Source organism: Ralstonia sp. UBA689 (assembly GCF_002298975.1).
Taxonomy (GTDB): domain Bacteria; phylum Pseudomonadota; class Gammaproteobacteria; order Burkholderiales; family Burkholderiaceae; genus Ralstonia.
This window is the reverse complement of record NZ_DBMV01000033.1, coordinates 296,405-315,129: the sequence shown is the minus strand read 5'-3', so window position 1 is coordinate 315,129 and position 18,725 is coordinate 296,405. Positions and strand designations below refer to the sequence as shown.

General features: G+C 62.2%; 9 protein-coding genes. 6 read left to right on the top strand and 3 right to left on the bottom strand.

Features of this window, described 5'->3' with window-relative positions; genetic code table 11:
- Window positions 1–154: 154 nt before the first annotated feature.
- From B4F51_RS15975 to B4F51_RS15955, 5 genes are all read left to right on the top strand, one after another.
- Window positions 155–9,169: a hemagglutinin repeat-containing protein gene (locus B4F51_RS15975; protein WP_296227080.1), complete on the top strand. Its 9,015-nt coding sequence runs from the start codon at window positions 155–157 to the stop codon at window positions 9,167–9,169.
- Window positions 9,166–9,390 carry a hypothetical protein gene (locus B4F51_RS15970; protein ID WP_162905103.1) on the top strand — a complete coding sequence of 75 codons (225 nt, stop codon included), beginning with the start codon at window positions 9,166–9,168 and terminating at the stop codon, window positions 9,388–9,390. Before B4F51_RS15975 ends, B4F51_RS15970 begins: the two co-directional genes overlap by 4 nt.
- 190 nt (window positions 9,391–9,580) lie before the next feature.
- Window positions 9,581–10,144, top strand: coding sequence for a hypothetical protein (locus tag B4F51_RS15965; RefSeq protein ID WP_296227076.1), 564 nt, complete (start codon window positions 9,581–9,583; stop codon window positions 10,142–10,144).
- A gap of 38 nt (window positions 10,145–10,182) precedes the next feature.
- Window positions 10,183–11,877, top strand: a complete 1,695-nt coding sequence (locus B4F51_RS15960) for a ShlB/FhaC/HecB family hemolysin secretion/activation protein (RefSeq protein ID WP_118912028.1) — start codon at window positions 10,183–10,185, stop codon at window positions 11,875–11,877.
- Window positions 11,878–12,083: 206 nt separating this feature from the next.
- Entirely contained in the window at window positions 12,084–12,836 is a 753-nt protein-coding gene (locus B4F51_RS15955) for a Druantia anti-phage system protein DruA (RefSeq protein WP_296227074.1), read from the top strand.
- 451 nt (window positions 12,837–13,287) lie between these two features.
- Here B4F51_RS15955 and glmS read toward each other — a convergent pair whose 3' ends face one another.
- Both glmS and glmU read right to left on the bottom strand, forming a co-directional pair.
- Complete coding sequence (glmS, locus tag B4F51_RS15950) at window positions 13,288–15,126, bottom strand: glutamine--fructose-6-phosphate transaminase (isomerizing) (protein ID WP_296227073.1); 1,839 nt, start codon at window positions 15,124–15,126, stop codon at window positions 13,288–13,290.
- A gap of 117 nt (window positions 15,127–15,243) precedes the next feature.
- Complete coding sequence (glmU, locus tag B4F51_RS15945) at window positions 15,244–16,611, bottom strand: bifunctional UDP-N-acetylglucosamine diphosphorylase/glucosamine-1-phosphate N-acetyltransferase GlmU (RefSeq protein WP_296227071.1); 1,368 nt, start codon at window positions 16,609–16,611, stop codon at window positions 15,244–15,246.
- Between the two features lie 171 nt (window positions 16,612–16,782).
- Here glmU and B4F51_RS15940 point away from each other — a divergent pair, with 171 nt between their 5' ends.
- Entirely contained in the window at window positions 16,783–17,733 is a 951-nt protein-coding gene (locus tag B4F51_RS15940; RefSeq protein ID WP_296227069.1) for a DUF6279 family lipoprotein, read from the top strand.
- A 7-nt stretch (window positions 17,734–17,740) separates the two neighbouring features.
- Here the strand turns inward: B4F51_RS15940 and ttcA are convergent, their stop codons facing one another.
- Complete coding sequence (ttcA, locus tag B4F51_RS15935; protein ID WP_296227067.1) at window positions 17,741–18,688, bottom strand: tRNA 2-thiocytidine(32) synthetase TtcA; 948 nt, start codon at window positions 18,686–18,688, stop codon at window positions 17,741–17,743.
- Between the last annotated feature and the right edge of the window lie 37 nt (window positions 18,689–18,725).

The following is an 18,725-nucleotide window of genomic DNA, read 5'->3' as shown; positions in this document are numbered from 1 at the left end:
CGGGGGGGGGTTCTCCGTGAAGTAAATTCAACTTAATTCTGAGTAAAGCTAGATAATCCTCAAATAATGCAAAGTTTGGGACGCTACAACACATTGTGTTGTAGTTCCCACCTAAAATCCGGCCTTTCGTAAAAGTTACAAGCCCGGATTTGCCATGAACGCGAAGTGTTACCGAACCGTCTTCAATGCCGCACGCGGCATGCTGGTCGCAGTTGAGGAATCGGCGAAGAGCACAGGCAAGGGACGAAACTCGGGCAGCCGAGCAAGCCGCCGCCGGGCGTCTGCCCTGACATTGACGGCTGCGGCAGCGCTGGCATCCCCGGGGCTCCATTCGCAGTCACTGACGCCGGACCGCAGCGTTCCGGGTCCGCACCCGGTAGTGGGCGTCGCGGCAAACGGCACGCCGGTGGTGAACATCAACGCCCCCTCGGCCGGCGGCGTCAGCTCCAACTCGTTCACGAACTACAACGTGGGCCAGGCTGGCGTTGTGCTCAACAACAGCGGCCAGAATTCCCAGACGCAAATCGCCGGCTGGGTGCAAGGCAACCCGTTCCTGGGCAATAACGCGGCGCGCGTCATCCTGAACCAGGTCACCAGCGGCAATCCTTCGGTGCTGGCGGGGCCCACGGAAATCGCAGGCAACCAAGCCAGCCTTATCGTGGCGAACCCGGCAGGCATCACGTGCGCGGGGTGTTCGTTCATCCAGGCGCCTCGGGTCACGTTGACCACTGGCACACCGAACTTCGATGCGCTGGGCAACATTTCCAGCATCTCGGTCCAGCAAGGGCAAATCACCGTCAACGGTGCGGGCCTCGATGCACGTGGCGCGCAGCTTGATTTGCTGTCTCGCGCCATGGCCATCAACGGCCAGGTGTGGGCTGAGCGCATCAACGCAGTGGCGGGTGCCAACAGCGTCGACTACGGTAGCGTCACGCCCACGGCAATTGCAGGCGGCGGCCCGGCGCCGCAGGTCGCTATCGACGTCGGCCAACTGGGCAGCATGTACGGTGGCGGCGCCACGCGGTTGATTGGTACCGAAGCTGGTTTGGGCGTCAACATCGGCGGTAATCTCGCTGCGCTCACCGGTAGCCTGAGCCTGGCCGCCAACGGCGATGTCACCATCACGCCGACCGGGCGTGTGCAGAGCGCGGCGGATGCCAGCCTGTCCGCACCGAACGTCAACAACCAGGGCGTCATCACCGGTGCGGGCAATGTCTCGGTTTCGGGCAGCACGGCCAACAGCGGCACGCTGGTTGCCGGCGCCAATGCAACGGTGACGGGCCCGCAAATTACCAACATGGGCACCATCGGCGCCGGCGTGGACGGTAACGGCAACCTGACCCAGCCTGGCAGCGTTGCCCTGAACGCGTCCGGTGCTGTGCGCAACAGCGGCAGCGTCTTGGCCAGCCAAAACATCGGCGTCACGGCAACCAGCATTGACGCCAGCAACGGCAGCATGTCCGCCCAAGGCGCGCTGACACTTTCCTCAAGCGGCGATGTGTCGACCCGCAACGCGACGCTTTCTGCGAATAGCGTGACCGTGCAAGCAGCGGGCACGCTGGACAACACGGCGGGCAAGGTGTCGTCGACCGGCGCTCTGCAGGTTGGCGCGCAGCGTGTGGTCAACCAAGGCGGTTTGCTGGCGTCCAACGGCGACACGGCCATTACGGCCGGCTCGCTGGACAACACCTCCGGCGAACTGGGCTCCAACGCCGGCAACCTCACAGTTACCAGCACGGGCGACATCGCCAATGCCAACGGCAAGCTCATTGCCGCACAAGACGCCAACATCTCCAGCACGAGTTTGAGCAACCAGGCCGGCACCGTCTCGGCACGCAACCTGACGCTCAACACGGGCGCCGGCACGCTGGACAACACGAGCGGCACGGTTTCTGCCACTGGCAGCGCGAGCGTCACAGCCGGCCATCTGGTCAACCAGCAAGGCACGCTGGCGGGCGCCGGCAATGTCACCGCCAACGTGGCGAGCCTCGACAACACCGCAGGCGTATTGGGTTCCAGCGGCGGCGCCTTGAATGTGACCAGCGTAGGCGCCATCACCAACACAGGCGGCAAACTGCTGGCCGCACAGGATGCTGCTATCACCGCTGCCAGTTTGAGCAACCAAAGCGGCACGGTGGCCGGCCAGAACGTCACCCTCAATACGGGTACGGGGGCGCTAGATAACACCTCCGGCAAAGTCTCGGCTGCCAACACGCTGCAGCTCGATGCCGGCGCAATGACGAACCAAGGCGGTACGCTGGCCGCCGTTGGCGATGTTCACGCCACGGTAGCCAGCCTCGATAACACCGCAGGCGGTATCGTCGGTTCCACCCAAGGCAACTTGACGCTCACCAGCGCAGGCAATGTCGCCAACGCCGGTGGCAAGCTGCTGGCAACGCAAGACATTCAGCTTCAGGCAGGCAGCCTCGGCAACCAGGCCGGTACGGTGTCCGGTCGCAACGTGACGGTCAACACGGGCACCGGCGCGCTGGACAATACCGGCGGCGCCATCGCCTCGACGGCCGCACTCAACACGACGGCCGGCGTACTCACCAACACCAACGGTGTGATGCAAGCCGGCACCACGCTGACCACACAAAGCCAATCGCTCACCAATACGAACGGCAATGTGATTGGCAATGCTGTGTCGGTGAACGCCACCTCTCTGACGAACCAGCACGGGACGATTTCGTCGACCACCACGCTGGGAGTGCAAGGCCAGACCCTTTCCAACGACCAGGGCAAGATGGTGTCCGACGGGGCCCTGACCGTTACCGGTGGCTCGCTCACCAATGCCGGTGGCCAAATCGCCTCCAACAGCGACATGACGGTGACCGGCACGACGGTCGACAACTCCGCCGGCCTGATGCACGCGGGGGGCACGTTGACCGTCTCGGGCGACAAGCTGCTCAACAAGAACACCAATACGGCCACCACCGGCATGGAAGGCGCCAACGTGGCGCTGACTGCCACCACATCCTTCGACAACACAGCCGGTGTTATCCGCTCGGACCAGAGCACGCAAATCACCGCGCCGAGCATCAACAACACGCACGGTTCGATTCAGTCGGCAGGAACGGTGGGGGCCAAAGCCACGGTGGGTCTGACCAACACCCAAGGCAACGTCAACGGCACCAAGAGCGTTGGCGTGACGGCTGCGCAGATGAGCGGTGACGGTACGGTCCAATCCCAAGGCAGCGTCGCCCTGAACCTGCAGTCCGACTACGCCAACACCGGCACGTTGGCGGCCGGCCAGGACGTTTCCGTCACGACCACCGGCAACGTCACCAACGCCGGGACGATGTCTGCCGGCCGCAACCTGGCCGTGTCGGCCAACAACATCAGCAATACGCAAAGCGGCGAGTTGGTTGGTGTGGTGTCGAACACGCTGACCGCCCAAGGGACGATTGCCAACGACGGCCTCATTGACGGCGGCGCCACCGTGGTCAAGGCGGACAACGTCGTCAACACCGGTCGCCTGTACGGCGACTCGGTCGCGATTGGCGCCAACACACTGACCAACACGGTCAACGCCAACGGCGTGGCCGGCGTCATCGCCAGCCGTGGCGACATGGACCTGGGCGTGCAGACGCTCAACAACCAGGAACACGCGCTCATTTACGCAGCGGGCAATATGCGCATCGGCGGCGCGCTCGATGCGAGCAACCACGCGACCGGCTCGGCGCAGAACATCACCAATGGCTCGGCGACCATCAACGCCGATGGCAACTTGACGATTGCCGCGAACCAAATCAACAACCAGAACAACCACTTCGAGACCGCCGACGTCACCTCGCCGGGTCGGCGTGTGGTGTCTTATCGCCTAAACGGCTCGACGCAGGACATTGACCCGAGCACGGTCAGGTTCATGCAGAAGCGCAGCGCAGGCATCGCGGACGGCGCGAATTGGCAATGGCTGGGGGATTCGCGCCTGGGCGTCATGGTGTTGGGGTCCGCACAATATCCGTTCGAACGTTATGGCCCGCCGTTCGATTACACCATCGACGGACGTCCGCCCCTTATCGCTTATGTGCCGGAGACGCCCTGCTCGGCGGATGGCTGCACTCAATCGACCTACCCAGAGCAATTCCTTTACAAAACCACCGACCGCATCTGGAGCGTGTTCGGTATCACGCCGCCGCAAGAGATTGGAAAGGAGCCCAATCGGAGGGACTATCCCTTCAACGCGGCAGGCAACGCGCAATACCGAGCCGACTACAAGGCTTGGCAGCAGCGACAGGACGATGCCGTCTTGCAATATACGGCGCTGAACAAAGCCTTCGCCGCGTTCGCCGCCGACCTGCGCAGCCGACAGGTCGATACTTTCACCATCTACGACGGCACGCAGCAAATCACGCGGACGGCGGTGACAAAGAGCGACCCCGGCCTCATCACATCCGGCGGCAACATGGCGTTGAATGCCGGCGTGGTCAACAACGTCGCCAGCCAAATCGTGGCCGGTGGCGACCTGGCGGGTAGCAACATCATCGGCACGCGGCCCAACAACGTGGGTATGACCGGTACCGAAACGGTGACCACAAAGGGTTCGGCGCTCCACACCTACATCAATGAAGGGGGCTTCACCACGCCTGACCGCCGGGACTACGACGTCAGCCCCTGGCAAGGGCAGACCATCCAGACCAACTTCCAACTGGATGTAGGCCCGACCAATGGCGCAGGACCGAGCAGCCAGCCCACGGTCCGGTCCGTCGCGGTCTCGACCAAGGCGGGCCAAGGCAATGGTGGCTCGGCCGCGACTGCAGACCGCCTGACGATTGGCGACACCAACCTGAACCTCACGCCGACCACCGTGACGTTGCCCGGCAACGCGGTCATCCGCACCGTGGTGCCGAATCTCACGCTGCCCAACAACGCGCTCTATCGCATCATCAGCGACCCGGGCAGCAACGTGCTGGTGGAGACCGACCCACGCTTCACCAACTTCCGGCAGTGGACGTCGAGCGACGCCATGCTGTCGCAGTTGCGTAATGACCCAGGTGCCACGCTCAAGCGCATTGGCGATGGCTTCTACGAACAGCAACTGATTCAGCAGCAAATCATCCGTGCTACCGGTCAGCGCTTCATTGGTGACTACACCAGCAACGAAGACGAGTACAAGGCACTGCTGGCCAATGGCGTTGCGGCGGGCAAGGCCTTCGGCCTGAACGTCGGCACGGCGCTGACCGAAGCGCAGATGGCGCAACTCACCAGCGACATCGTCTGGATGGTCAAGCAGACCGTGACGCTGGCGGATGGCTCGAAGCAGGAGGTGCTGGTGCCGCAGGTCTACCTGCGTGCCAAGGACACCGACATCACCGGTGGCGGCACGTTGATGGCGGGTAACAACGTCAGCTTCAACGCCAAGGGCGACGCCACCAACAGCGGCACCATCGCCAGCCGCAAGGTGACGGTGGTGACGGCTGACAACGTCGTCAACACCGGCACGCTGGCGGGCAGTACGCTGCTCGCTCAAGCCACGCAAGACATCAACAACCTCGGCGGCCATATCCAGGGCGACCAGGTGTTGCTGGCGGCTGGCCGTGATGTCAACCTGACCAGCACGGCGGTCCAGACCAAGAACATCACGACCACGGGCACCAATATCAATCAGGTGGCGAGTGTCGATGCAGGCTCGCTGTCGATTCAAGCGGGCCGCGACGCCAACCTGACGGCTGCCGCCGTCAACACGACGGGCAATGCGACCATCACGGCCAACCGTGACGTCAATCTGAACGCGGTACGTCAATCCAACGAGGAACACGTCGTTTGGGGCGACAAGAACCGTTCGGACCGCTCGTCGTATGCCGATGCCGGCGCGCAAATCCAGACCGGAGGCAACCTTGCCATCGGTGCGGGCCGCGACGTGAATGCTACGGCCGCTTATGCGAATGCCAACGGCGGTATCCAAGTGGCAGCAGGCCGTGACGTGAACCTCAACGCCGGCCAGAGCCACCAGGACGTGCGCGATGAGCATTACCAAGTAGAGAAGGGCTTCCTCTCGACGAAGACCACGCACACCATCGACTCGGCAGGTCAGACGAATGCAGTCGGTACTACGCTGTCTGGCGATACGGTGACCGTGGCGGCGGGTCGTGACCTGACGGCGAAGGCAGCCACCATTGCTGGCACGGGCGATGTGAATCTGGCCGCCGGCAACAATCTAACCATCACGACGGCGGACACAGCCACCAATGAGTCGCACTTCAAGGACGTCAAGAAGAGCGGTCTGGGTAGCGCCGGTGCTGGTATCTCCTACGGTACCAACCAGGTCACCGACACCAGCAACGACACGGTGCGTGGCTCGCAAGGCAGCCTGATTGGCAGCACGGACGGTAGCGTCCACATGCAGGCTGGCAAGGACCTGCGTATCACCGGCTCCGACGTGGTGGCTGGCCAGAACGTGACGGGCATCGCGCAGAACGTGACCATCGACGCTTCGACCACGGACCGTCATCACGACAACACGCACGAAACGAAGAGCTCGGGCTTCACGTTGGCGGTGAAGTCTCCGATTATTGATGCCATCCAGAACGTCCAGCAGCAGGCCGAAGCGGCCGGCAACAGCCAGGACAAGCGGGCGGCGGCACTGCATGGGATTGCAGCAGCGAGTGCGGTTGCTGATGTCGGCGCAGCAGCAGGCGCCATGGCAGCCAAGCCGGAAGCCAAGATTGAACTGAGCTGGGGCTCGCAGTCGAGCAAGACCACCCAAACCGAGGACAGCACCCAGCACAACGGTAGCAACATCAAGGCAGGTGGCACGGCGGCATTCGTGGCGACCGGTGACGGCACGCCGGGCAGCGGCAACGTCAACATCGTCGGCTCCGACGTCAACGCCAAGAATGTGCTGCTGCAGGCCAACAATCAGGTCAACCTGAGGAACAGCACGGACACGGACAGCACGCGCAGCACCAACGAATCCAAGAGCGCGAGCGTTGGCGTGTCGTACGGCACGGGCGGCTTTGGGGTGTCGGCCTCGATGTCGAAGGCGCACGGCGACGCGAACTCGGACGCGCAGACGCAGAACAATACGCACATCAACGCCAGCGACACGGTCACCATCGTGAGCGGCGGCGATACGAATGTCGTCGGTGCCAACGTTAATGCCAACAAGGTTCTCGCCAGCATTGGCGGTGACCTGAACATTGCGAGCACGCAGGACACCAGCCACAGCACGTCGCATCAGGAAAGCACGGGTGGTGGCTTCAGCATCAGCCAGGGTGGCGGGAGCGCCAGCTTTAGCCACAGCAGCGGGAGTGCCAGCGGTAGCTATGCGGGCGTGAATGAACAGTCGCGTATCCAGGCGGGCGCGGGTGGCTTTGACATCACCGTCAAGGGCAACACGGACCTCAAGGGCGCGGTCATCGCCAGCACGGCCACGCCTGACAAGAACCAGTTGACCACCGGCACGCTGACCTTCTCGGACATCCAGAACCACTCGGATTACAACGCAAGCAGCAGTGGCTTCAGTCTGAGCGGCTCTCTAGGCAATGGAGGTAACAACTACAAGAAGTCTGAAGACTCGAAGAGCAGGAACGTCGCCGGCGGCGCACCGATGCTCAGTCAGAACGACAGCGGTAGCGAGAGCGCCACGACGCGTAGTGCTATCTCGCAGGGCACCATCACCATTACCGACAAGGCGAACCAGAAACAAGACGTGGCTGGCCTGAGCCGCGACACGACCGGTACGAATGGCACTGTCAGCAAGACGCCAGACCTGCAAAACATCCTGAATAGCCAGGCTGACATGATGTCGGCCGCGCAAGCAGCAGGTCAGGCAGTGGCGCAGCGCATTGGCGACTATGCCGATGGCAAGAAGGCTTCCGCAGATGCTGCTGCTAAGCAGGCGGCCAAGGATGGCAATACTGAACTTGCCGCGCAGTACCAGCAAGAGGCAGATAGTTGGAAGGAAGGTGGTCTGAATCGCGCGGCAATGCAGGCGGCCGGCTCAGCCTTGGTAAGCGGCCTGGGTGGCGGTAACGCGCTTGCCGGAGCGGCTGGTGGCGGCGCTGCATCGCTGGCAGCCGGCAAGCTCAACGACTTGGCCGGAAGCATCGCCTCCTCTAGCCCGACGGGTAACAAGAACGTGGACGAAGCGCTGGGCAACATTGTGTCCAATGCTTTAGCGACTGCGGTCGGCGGAGCCGTTGGCGGAAATGCGGGCGCGTTCTCGGGCTACAACGTGGACCGCTTCAATCGGCAGTTGCACCCCGATGAGCAGAAGTGGATTAAGGACAACGCGAAGCGCTTTGCTCAGCAGCAAGGTATTAGTGAGCAGGATGCTGAGCAACGTCTGGCTCAGCAGGGCTTCAGGCAGGTACAGAATGGCGTTGGCGGTGCATGGGACCCAGCAGCAAGCACTTTCCTAGAGCAGGCTCATGCAATGCTGGCACCGGACTCGTCATGCCCGTCGTGTGGGCCAGGGTATATGTTCCAGGCAACGGCAGCTCAGAAAGCGAATGCTGACATGTATGCCAGCTTCCTGCCGCAGGACCGCAGGAATTTCTTCTACATGCAAAATGGGCTAACGCAGCCGACTTCCCAGCAACTGGCTTCTGCGAACGCTAAAGATGCAGCCGCTCGCCAGCAAATGCAAAATCAGACAATTGACGCTGCCGCCGCAGCTGGCTTCATAGTTTCAGCCCCTGGACTTGCCGGGGCCGCTGGAGCAACCTTGCGATTCTGTGCACTTAATCCAACTGCTTGCGTGGTCGCCAGTGGTACAGGCGGTGTTATTTCTGGTGGCGCAGATGCTGCTGGGCAGTACTACCTGAACAACGGCACCGTTCGGCCCGGGGAAGTCGCTTTTGCAGCCGTCAATGGCGCAGTAACCGCACCGCTTGGTATGAACATGGGATTGCTGGGCAATGTGTTCCTTGGCGGTATGGGCAACGTAGCCAATTCGGCTTTCCAGAATCTATATTACGGCGACACGAATAGCCTCGGTGCCTCGGCTCTGCTCGGGCAAATGTTTGGCGGAACCGGAGCTCGTGCAGGTGGTGCCGTACAGGCTGCCTCCGGTGCGGTCTTCCCGAGGTATTCACCTGGCGTCCCAGCGCTCCTGCAGATTCCAAGTGCGACTGCACCTCTAATTGGTGCTGGCGCTGGCGCTGTTGTTCAGGGTGGCGGTTCGTTTGTGCCCTCAGTGTCAACTCAACCTAGCTCTCGATGAAAACCTCGTTGCTCGTTGCCAAAGCCATTCTTTCCCCCTGGCTTCTCTTGGCAGCATTGGCTTTTTTTCGTGCAATCGGTTTTGCCGTTACGGCTAAACACTTCGTTGCACTCGCCTGTTTTTGCCTGTTCTGGTCCGTCGTTATTGGCAGCTATCTGGGTGTATTGCATTTCCTGAAGAAGCGCGACGACCGGAAACGTGACGAGAGGGCGAGAAGGTGAGGTTCTCGTCGTCTAACGCATAACTCAGCGCAGGACGGTGGCCTCACGAGTCGAGTGCAGCGTCGCTGCTATCCAAGCATTTGCAGGCTCGCTATTAGCCAAGGCGATGCGTCACGCCAACTTCCTCTAGCGATACTTTCATCATCTTGGTCCCATCGCCATGAGGCGATGGGACCTGACCAAGATACACATGCACGCCGGATTTCATCTCATAGTTTGGGCAACGTTCCTCACCACCGCCTGCACCGTTCTCCCGCAGCCGACTCACGATGTCACTGTCGAGAACCCAACCTACGACCCAGCCGTCTCCGCTCGCGTCCGTTTCCTGTCTAGCAACGGTGGTGCCGGCGCATCGTTCCGGCCGGGCGAAGGTTGTTACAAAGAGGTCTATGCCGAAGACGACAAACGCGTGAGTGTCATCGACGGGTTTTGGGCCGCCTGGAAGTACTCATCCCGCAGCGTGACGATTGGCATGCCCGAAAGCCCACGCCCCAACATGCGCGTAGAGGGCTTGCAGTTCAAGGATTTCATCAAGGAATACGTCGTCCCCGCAGCGAAACCATTCACCGTGACGCTGCTGGCCTCTTCATGCACGCCACCTGCGGTCACGTTCGTGCCGGAGCCCGGTACGGACTACGACATTTTCATGCAGTCCGATAGCAGGCGTTGCTGGGTTTCGGTTAAACGCATTGACGACAAGGGCACGGATGAGTCCGTACCTTTGGACCGTGCGCCGAAATGCCCGGCATATTGAAGCGTTCCCTCGTTTAGACATTCGTTCGCTGGTCTTCCATGTTGCATCATCGTCCGCGCGTAGTCGCGCTCCTGCTGGGGGCGGCTTCTACAACTGCGCTTGCCCAAGTTTCCCCGCCGCCCACTACTGGGCCGGGTCCCGAAGTTCAGCGCTTGCAAGAGCAGCAGGCCGAGCAAGCGCGTGAGCGCGCCAACGCCCGCCCGGACGTCTTCACGCCGCCAGTGCCCGCACAGGCAGTCTCTCTGTCCGCGCTGCCGAAGGAAACGCCGTGCTTTCCCATCCAGGGCATCGTGCTGGAGGACAACGTCTTCCCCTGGCTGCCGGACCTGCTCCAGCCCGTCAATGGCCAGTGCGTTGGAAAGCAGGGGCTGGAGGCTATCGAGCTCCAGGCAAACAACGCCCTGATTGAGCGTGGCTACGTCACTTCGCGGGTGCTCATCCCGAAGCAGAACTTGGCCAGCGGTACGTTGCAACTCAAAGTGCTGCCGGGGCGCATCGGTGCCATTCGCAATGCCTCTGACGACAACATCGGTTGGGCACGCATGGCATTGCTCGCCGGCCCAGGGGACCTACTGAACCAACGTGACTTGGACCAAGCACTGGAAAGCATCCGTCGTCTGCCGGGCCAGTCGCAGACGAGCTTTGACATCGTTCCTGGTGAGCGCGTCGGCGAGTCGGACATCGTGCTCAAGCCAGGTACTGACAAGCGCTGGCACGCGTCGCTGTCAGCGGACAACACGGGCCTGAAGTCGACCGGCAAGTACCAGATGAGCGGTTCGCTGGTCATCGACTCGCCGCTGCACCTCTACGACCAGTTGTCGATTTCTGCCTCTTCCAACACGGACCGAGGCTCGACGGCCGCGGGCACGCGCTCCTACTCCATCAACTGGAGCGTACCGGTCGGCTATGCCACGCTCTTCGTCGGCGCCAATCGCTCGCGCTACAACCAGACAGTGGCGGGCTTTGAAGAACCCATCGTCTACAGCGGTCAGAGCTCGGAGGTGAATGCCGGCATCAGTGGCGTCCTGCACCGCGACGCGACGTCTCGCACTGGTGCGCAGTTCAAGCTCTTCCGCAAAATCAATCGCAACTATTTGGACGACACCGAGATTGCGGTCCAGCGTCGCGACGTCGTCGGCTACGAGGCCTCCATGTCGCACCGCCACTATCTTGGCCCGGTGGTGCTTGATGGCGGCTTTGCGTGGCGAGAAACACTGCCTGACCACTCCAATGTGCCGGGCGTGGTCGTGGGCGACCCTGGCTACGGCGGACGTTCACAAGTTGAGACGGCCAACGCAAGCCTGTACTGGCCTTTCAAGCTGGCCAGTCAGGTGTTCGAGTACACCAGCAACTGGTCTATCCAGCATGCTCGCACGCGCGTTTTGCCCAGTGACTACTTCACTATTGGTAACCGCTACACCGTGCGCGGCTTCGACGGTCAACTGACGCTGGCGGCCGAGGATGGATGGTTCTGGCGGAATGAACTGGCTTGGCGTGTAGCTGGCCAAGCCCTCTATGCCGGTATTGATATGGGCAAGGTGCACGGCCCAAGCGCGGAGTTTTTGCTGGGCGATAAGTTGGTGGGGGCTGTGGTTGGTGTGCGTGGACGCGTGCCGTCGGGGCCTTACATGGCGTTCAACTACGATGTGTCGTTCGGCTGGCCGCTGTACAAACCTGCGGGCTTCCGCAGTCAGCAGCCGGCGGTGATGGCACAGGTCGGAGTGGAGTTTTAACCTGCTAGACAACTGATGCCCCGTTGGGACGACGGTGAAGCGGCGCAGTCTCATTCATTTTCATTCGGACGAAGCTGCGCGGATAAGTTGGACGTGTGCGGGGCTCGGTTAACTGCTACCTAAAGCATTTCGTGCCTTCCCGTAGCCCTATAATTTCCTCTCCCGCGAGGCATGGGCCTCGCCTACCATCTCGTGCAAGAGACTCCATGCCTCCCAAGTCAACCGCCCAGATTGTTCGTGTCAACACAAGGGAGGCGCTTCTGAAGCGGCGACTTCGCCGGCACTTAGCCAACTTGGGTTTTAGCCGTGCACAGAACGGCGAGTTGGTTGCGCCTGGAGAAACAAAAGACATAATTCGTCAACTCCATGCGCCGCAACGAAGAGATATTCTCAAGGGGCAGGCACAATTTATCGCGCGTAACTTGACGGACCTGCAGGGCTATTTTGCGTCGGGCAGTGATGTGGTCGTCGACCACATCAAGCCAAGAATTGAGCGCGTTGAAAGCGGAAAATGGCAAGCGGACCTTTTTCGACTCGCTTCGCTTACCTGGTCAGTACCTGTGTCGAGCGGGTTCGGGAGACGATTGCGATACTTGGTATGGGACGACAGCAATGGAAAGCTGATTGGTATTTTTGCCATTGGTGACCCGGTCTTCAATCTGTCCGCAAGAGACAGCCATATCGGATGGACGGGCTCGGACAGGGCAGACCGACTGGTCAACATCATGGACGCATATGTACTCGGCGCCGTACCGCCGTACAACATGCTTCTTGGCGGCAAGCTAGTCGCTTGCCTCATACGAAGCATGGAAGTTTACGACGAGTTCAACACGGTTTACGGCCAGTCCCGCGGCATCATCTCCCAAGAATTGAAGAAACCAAGGCTGCTCGCGGTGACCACCTCATCTTCTATGGGGCGGTCTGCCCGGTATGCGCTGGCCCCCTTAAGAGCAGGCTGATGATTGAGCCGGAAGTTTTTGGGCCAGAAAATGCACGTGCTCTCAAGGAAGAGGACCGTGACCAAGACGTGACTTACGCGACAATGGCACAGTACCCTCAGCCGACCGACGCTGAGACATTCGACTTCAAAGATGAGGGGCCTTACCTGCGATATGCCCACGCAATAGACAAGCGCTTGTTGACCTTAAACAAGGGCAAGAACATGCAAGGGGAAGGACTCGGATTTTCCGTCTGCGTGAAATGCGGATGCGCAGAGGTGTATGACGTCGAAAGGCCAAAATCTGGACCGCACAACCAAGTTGCAGCTACTTGTCATTGCATTAGAAAAGCCCAATTCCACGCCAGGCTTAGACTTCCGGACAAATCTAGGGCGGGGACTGGGCAGTTCTAATGCACTTTTTGGCTTCATCAAATGCTTAGAGCCAGTCGCCGCCGTATTCAGTAACACCCTCACTCCACCGTCACAGATTTGGCCAAATTGCGCGGCTTATCGACATCCGTACCGCGCGCCAGCGCCGTGTGATACGCCAGCAATTGCAGCGGCACCACGTGCAGGATCGGCGAAAGCTGCCCATAGTGCTCCGGCATGCGGATCACCTGGATGCCGTCGCTCGACTGGATGTGCGTATCGGCGTCGGCAAACACGTACAGCTTGCCGCCGCGCGCGCGCACTTCCTGGATGTTTGACTTGAGCTTCTCGAGCAGCGCGTCGTTCGGGGCCACCGTCACGACCGGCATCTGGTCGGTCACCAGGGCCAGCGGTCCGTGCTTGAGTTCGCCAGCCGGGTAAGCCTCGGCGTGGATGTATGAGATTTCCTTGAGCTTGAGCGCGCCCTCCAGGGCGATCGGGTAATGCAGACCGCGGCCCAGGAACAGCGCGTTCTCGCGGCGGGCGAATTCTTCCGACCACGCAATGATCTGCGGCTCCAGCGCCAGCACGGCGTTCAGTGCGGAAGGCAGGTGGCGCAGGTGGCGCAGCGCGTCTTCTTCCTGCGCGGCGCTCAGATGGCCACGCAGCTTGGCAAACGTCAGCGCCAGCATGTACAAGGCGGCCAACTGCGTGGTGAACGCCTTGGTGGACGCAACGCCGATCTCGGTGCCGGCACGCGTGAGGAACTTGAGTTCGGTCTCGCGCACCATGGCGCTGGTCGCCACGTTGCACACCGCCAGCGTGTGCGTGTGACCCAGTTCGCGTGCATGGCGCAGCGCAGCCAGCGTGTCGGCAGTCTCGCCCGATTGCGAGATCACGACGACCAGCGCGTTCGGATTGGGCACGGTATCGCGATAGCGGTATTCGCTGGCGACTTCCACCTGCGTCGGGATCTTGGCGATCGACTCCAGCCAATACTTGGCGGTGCAGCCCGAGTAGTAGCTCGTGCCGCAGGCCAGGATCAGCACGCTGTCGACCTTGGGCAGGATCTCTGCCGCGCGCGGGCCAAACAGGTCGGGCGCAAAGCCCTGGATGCCTTCGAGTGTGTCGCCCAGGGCGCGCGGCTGCTCGAAGATTTCCTTCTGCATGAAGTGGCGGAAGGGGCCCAGCTCCACGGCGGCGGCATATCCCCCCACTTCCTTGATCTCGCGCTCGACAATGTGGTCATGCACATCGGCCACGGTAAAGCCCTCGCGCGTGATCTCCACCACATCGCCCTCTTCCAGGTAGGCCATGCGGTTGGCGGTGCCGGCCACAGCCAACGCGTCGGAAGCGAGGAACGACTCGTGCTCGCCAATGGCCACCACCAGCGGCGAGCCCGCGCGCGCGCCCACCACCACGTCGGGGTTGTCGCGTGCGAACACGGCAATCGCATATGCGCCGTGCAGACGCTTGACCGATGCGCGCACCGAGGCAAACAGGTTGCCGCGCGTGGCGCTGCTCGGGTACGTGTAGGCCTGGTGGATCAGGTGGGCGACCACCTCGGTGTCGGTCTGCGATTCAAAGCCGTAACCGACGGCCTTGAGCTCTTCACGCAACGCTTCGTAGTTCTCGATGATGCCGTTGTGCACCAGCGCGATGGTGTCGCCCGAGAAATGCGGGTGAGCGTTGATGGTGTCCGGCTTGCCGTGCGTCGCCCAACGCGTATGGGCGATGCCGATGGCGCCATCCAGGTGGCTGGTCTGTGCCTGGGCATCGAGGTCGGCCACGCGCGAGACGGTGCGTGCACGCTCAAGCTGGCCGTCGCGCTGCACGGCCACGCCGCACGAGTCATAGCCGCGGTATTCCAGGCGGCGCAGGCCTTCGATCAGGACGGGAACGATATTGCGCGTGGAAACTGCGCCAACGATACCGCACATGTTGATTTCTCCGGTTGGAGCACGGCTGCATTGTGCGCCGCGCTCGGACTGCATTTATTCAGTATCGATGCTCGTGCGCCGCAGCGGCATCCGCTGTTCGGCGCAGGAGAAAACCTGTCAGGCTTGCTTCTTCTGCTTGACCGGCCGCTGCCAGCTTTCAATGGTGGTCTGGCGCGCACGCGAAACCGTCAGCTTGCCTTCCGGCGCGTCCTTGGTCAGCGTGGTGCCGGCGCCCAGCGTCGCGCCCTTGCCCACGCGCACCGGCGCCACAAGCTGCGTGTCGGAGCCGATAAAGGCGTCGTCCTCGATGATGGTGCGGAACTTGTTCGCGCCGTCGTAATTGCAGGTGATGGTGCCCGCGCCGATGTTCACGCGCGAGCCCACCGTGGCGTCGCCCACATAGGCCAGGTGGTTGGCCTTGCTGTGCGCCGCGATCTGGCTGTTCTTGACCTCGACAAAGTTGCCGATGTGCACGTCTTCGGCCAGCTCGGTGCCCGGGCGCAGGCGCGCGTATGGGCCGATGCGCGAGTCGGCGCCCACCTTGGCTTGCTCGATGTGGCAGAACGGCAGAATCTCCGCGCCGGCGTCGATGGCCGCATCGCGAATCACCGCATTCGCGCCAATGCGCGCGCCGTCGCCCAGCGTGACATTGCCTTCGAAGATGCAGTTGACGTCGATCACCACGTCGCGGCCGCACGTGAGCTTGCCTCGGATGTCGATGCGCGCCGGGTCGATCAGCGTGACGCCGTCTTCCAGCAGTTGCTGCGCTAGGTTGCGCTGGTGGATGCGTTCCAGTTCTGCCAGTTGCACCTTGCTGTTGACACCCAGCGTTTCCCATTCGGCCAGCGGGTGGGCAGAGGTGATGGGCACGCCGTCGTTTGCGGCGCGCTCGATTACGTCGGTCAGGTAATACTCGCCCTGGGCATTGTCGTTGCGTAGGGTCGCGAGCCACGTCTTGAGCTTGGCCGTCGGGCAAACCAGGATGCCGGTATTGACCTCGTGGATGGCAAGCTGTGTTTCGTTGGCGTCTTTCTGCTCGACGATGCGGGTGATGCGGCCGGTGGCGTCGCGCACGATGCGGCCGTAGCCGGTCGGATCGTCCAGGTGCACGGTCAGCACGCCCAGGTGATCCTGCCCGGCGGCGCCGACCAGCGCGCCCAGCGTCTCGGCGCGGGTGAGCGGCACGTCGCCGTAGAGCACAAGGGTGGGTACGCTCTCATCGAGCTGATCCGCCGCCTGCATGACGGCGTGGCCGGTGCCGAGTTGTTGGTCCTGCGTCGCGAAGCTGACATCGGGCGCGCCGACCATCTCGCGCACACGCTCGCCGCCGTGGCCGACCACGACCACCAAACGCGACGGCGACATGGAGCGCGCGGTTTCGATAACGTGGGCCAGCAGCGGTTTGCCGGCCAGCGGATGCAGCACTTTCGGCAGGGCGGAGCGCATGCGTTTGCCCAGCCCCGCGGCAAGGATGACGATATTCACAAGGAGATTCCTAAAGTGACCCGAAGCGATAGCCTGCGGCGGGTATCCGAGTTCGAAAATGGCCGCCCGGAACCTGCCGCCCGCCACCTCCCCCCAGGTTGGCTGGACTGCCTGCAAACCCTTCTGCGGGGCGCTTTTGCGGCGGATAAGACACAGGTTGAAAATTTTAGCATGGGGCCTCCCCCCCGGCTGAACCGGCCGAATGGTCGAATTATTGCAATTGCGCCATTGCCGGGCCGGCTAGCCCGCTGGCTGATCGTCCTGGCGGCGGTCATCCTGGCGGCTTGCAGCACCGTGAAACTCGGTTACAACCAAGGCAGCCGGTTGACCTACTTGTGGGTCGACGGGCAATTCGATCTGCAGGACGCCCAGACCGGGCCCACGCGTGAGGCGATTGCACGTCTCTTTGTATGGCACCGGCATGATCAGTTGCCGCGCATGGCTGCCCTCCTGCTGCGCGCGCAGGGCGAACTGCAGCAGCCTGTTACGGCGCGGCAGATGCGCGTATACCAGGACGCCTTCCAGCAGTTCGGCCGCGCCGCCTTCGATCAGGCCAAGCCCGATATCGCCCGCCTGCTGCTCTCCACCACGCCCGCGCAGCTTGCGCACGTGCAGAAGAGGCTCCAGGAAAGCAACGAGAGGTTCCGGCGCCGCTATCTGAGTGACGACCCCGAAGAACGCCTGCGCGCCCGCCTCAAGAAGGTCATGGAAGATGCGCGACTGGTGTACGGCAGCTTCTCGGCCGAGCAGGAGCAGGCTGTCCGGTCGGCCATCGTCCCGATGGTGGAAAGCACACCAGCCCGGTACGACGAGCGCGTCGCCCGCCAGCAGGTCTGGCTGGCACTGATCGCACGCGTGCAGCAGGAACACCCCGACGAGGCGACCATCGTGCAGTGGCTCACCGCCTATGCGGACCTATGGCAGCACGCGCCCGGCGAGCGCGGCGTGCAGCAACGCCTGCGCCGCGAAGCCGACACGGCCATGCTCGTGACCATTGCCAACCTGACCACGCCGCGCCAGAGGCAGCACGCGCGCGACCGCCTGCAAGGCTGGATCAACGACGTGCGCGACCTCGTGAGCGACGGCGAGGCAGCCCCTGCCGCGCGGGCTCAGAACAACTGAGGACCAATCAGTTGGCGGCAGACTCGCCGGCAGCGGTTGCGTCAGCAGGCTTGCGCTCCGGGTTGCGCTCGAAGCGCACGAACTCGATGCGGTCATCATGCGAGCCCGCAAACACCAGCGGCGCCTGGTCGTACGAGGTTTGACCGAAAAGCGCGTCCTCGCCGATCTTCGCCAGGCCTGTGGAGAGGCCATTGAAATCGAACAGCGTGGTATCGGCCAAGTGCGCGGGCACCACGTTCTGCAGCGCGGCAAAGATGTTGTCGATGCGCCCCGGGTGCTGGCGCTCCCACTCCAGCAGCATCTCCTTGACCTTCTTGCGCTGCAGGTTCTCCTGCGAGCCGCACAGGTTGCACGGGATGATGGGGAATTCCATCGCACGCGCGTAGGAGGCGATCTCCTTTTCAGCGCAGTAGGCCAGCGGGCGGATGACGATGTGGTCGCCGTTGTCAGTGGCGAGCTTGGGCGGCATCGACTTCATCTTGCCGCCGAAGAACATGTTCAGGAAGAACGTGTTGACGATGTCGTCGCGGTGGTGGCCCAGCGCGATCTTGTTGGCGCCCAGTTCCTTGGCGGTGCGGTAGATCACGCCGCGGCGCAGGCGCGAGCAAAGCGAGCACGTGGTCTTGCCCTCGGGCACCTTCTCCTTGACGATCGAATATGTATCCGCCTCGACGATCACATACTCCACACCCACCTTCTTCAGGTAGTTGGGCAGCACGTCTTCCGGAAAGCCCGGCTGCTTCTGATCGAGGTTCATGGCGATCAGCTTGAAGTCGACCGGCGCGCGCTTCTGCAGCGCCATCAGGATCGACAGCATCGTGTACGAATCCTTGCCGCCGGACAGGCACACGAGCACGGTGTCGCCGTCCTCGATCATCTTGAAGTCGCCGATGGCGCGGCCAACCTGCGACTGCAGGCGGGTTTCGAGGCGGTGGAAATTGTTGGAAAACGTCATGGCATGCCGACGCCGCCAGCGCTGAATAATGGCCGAA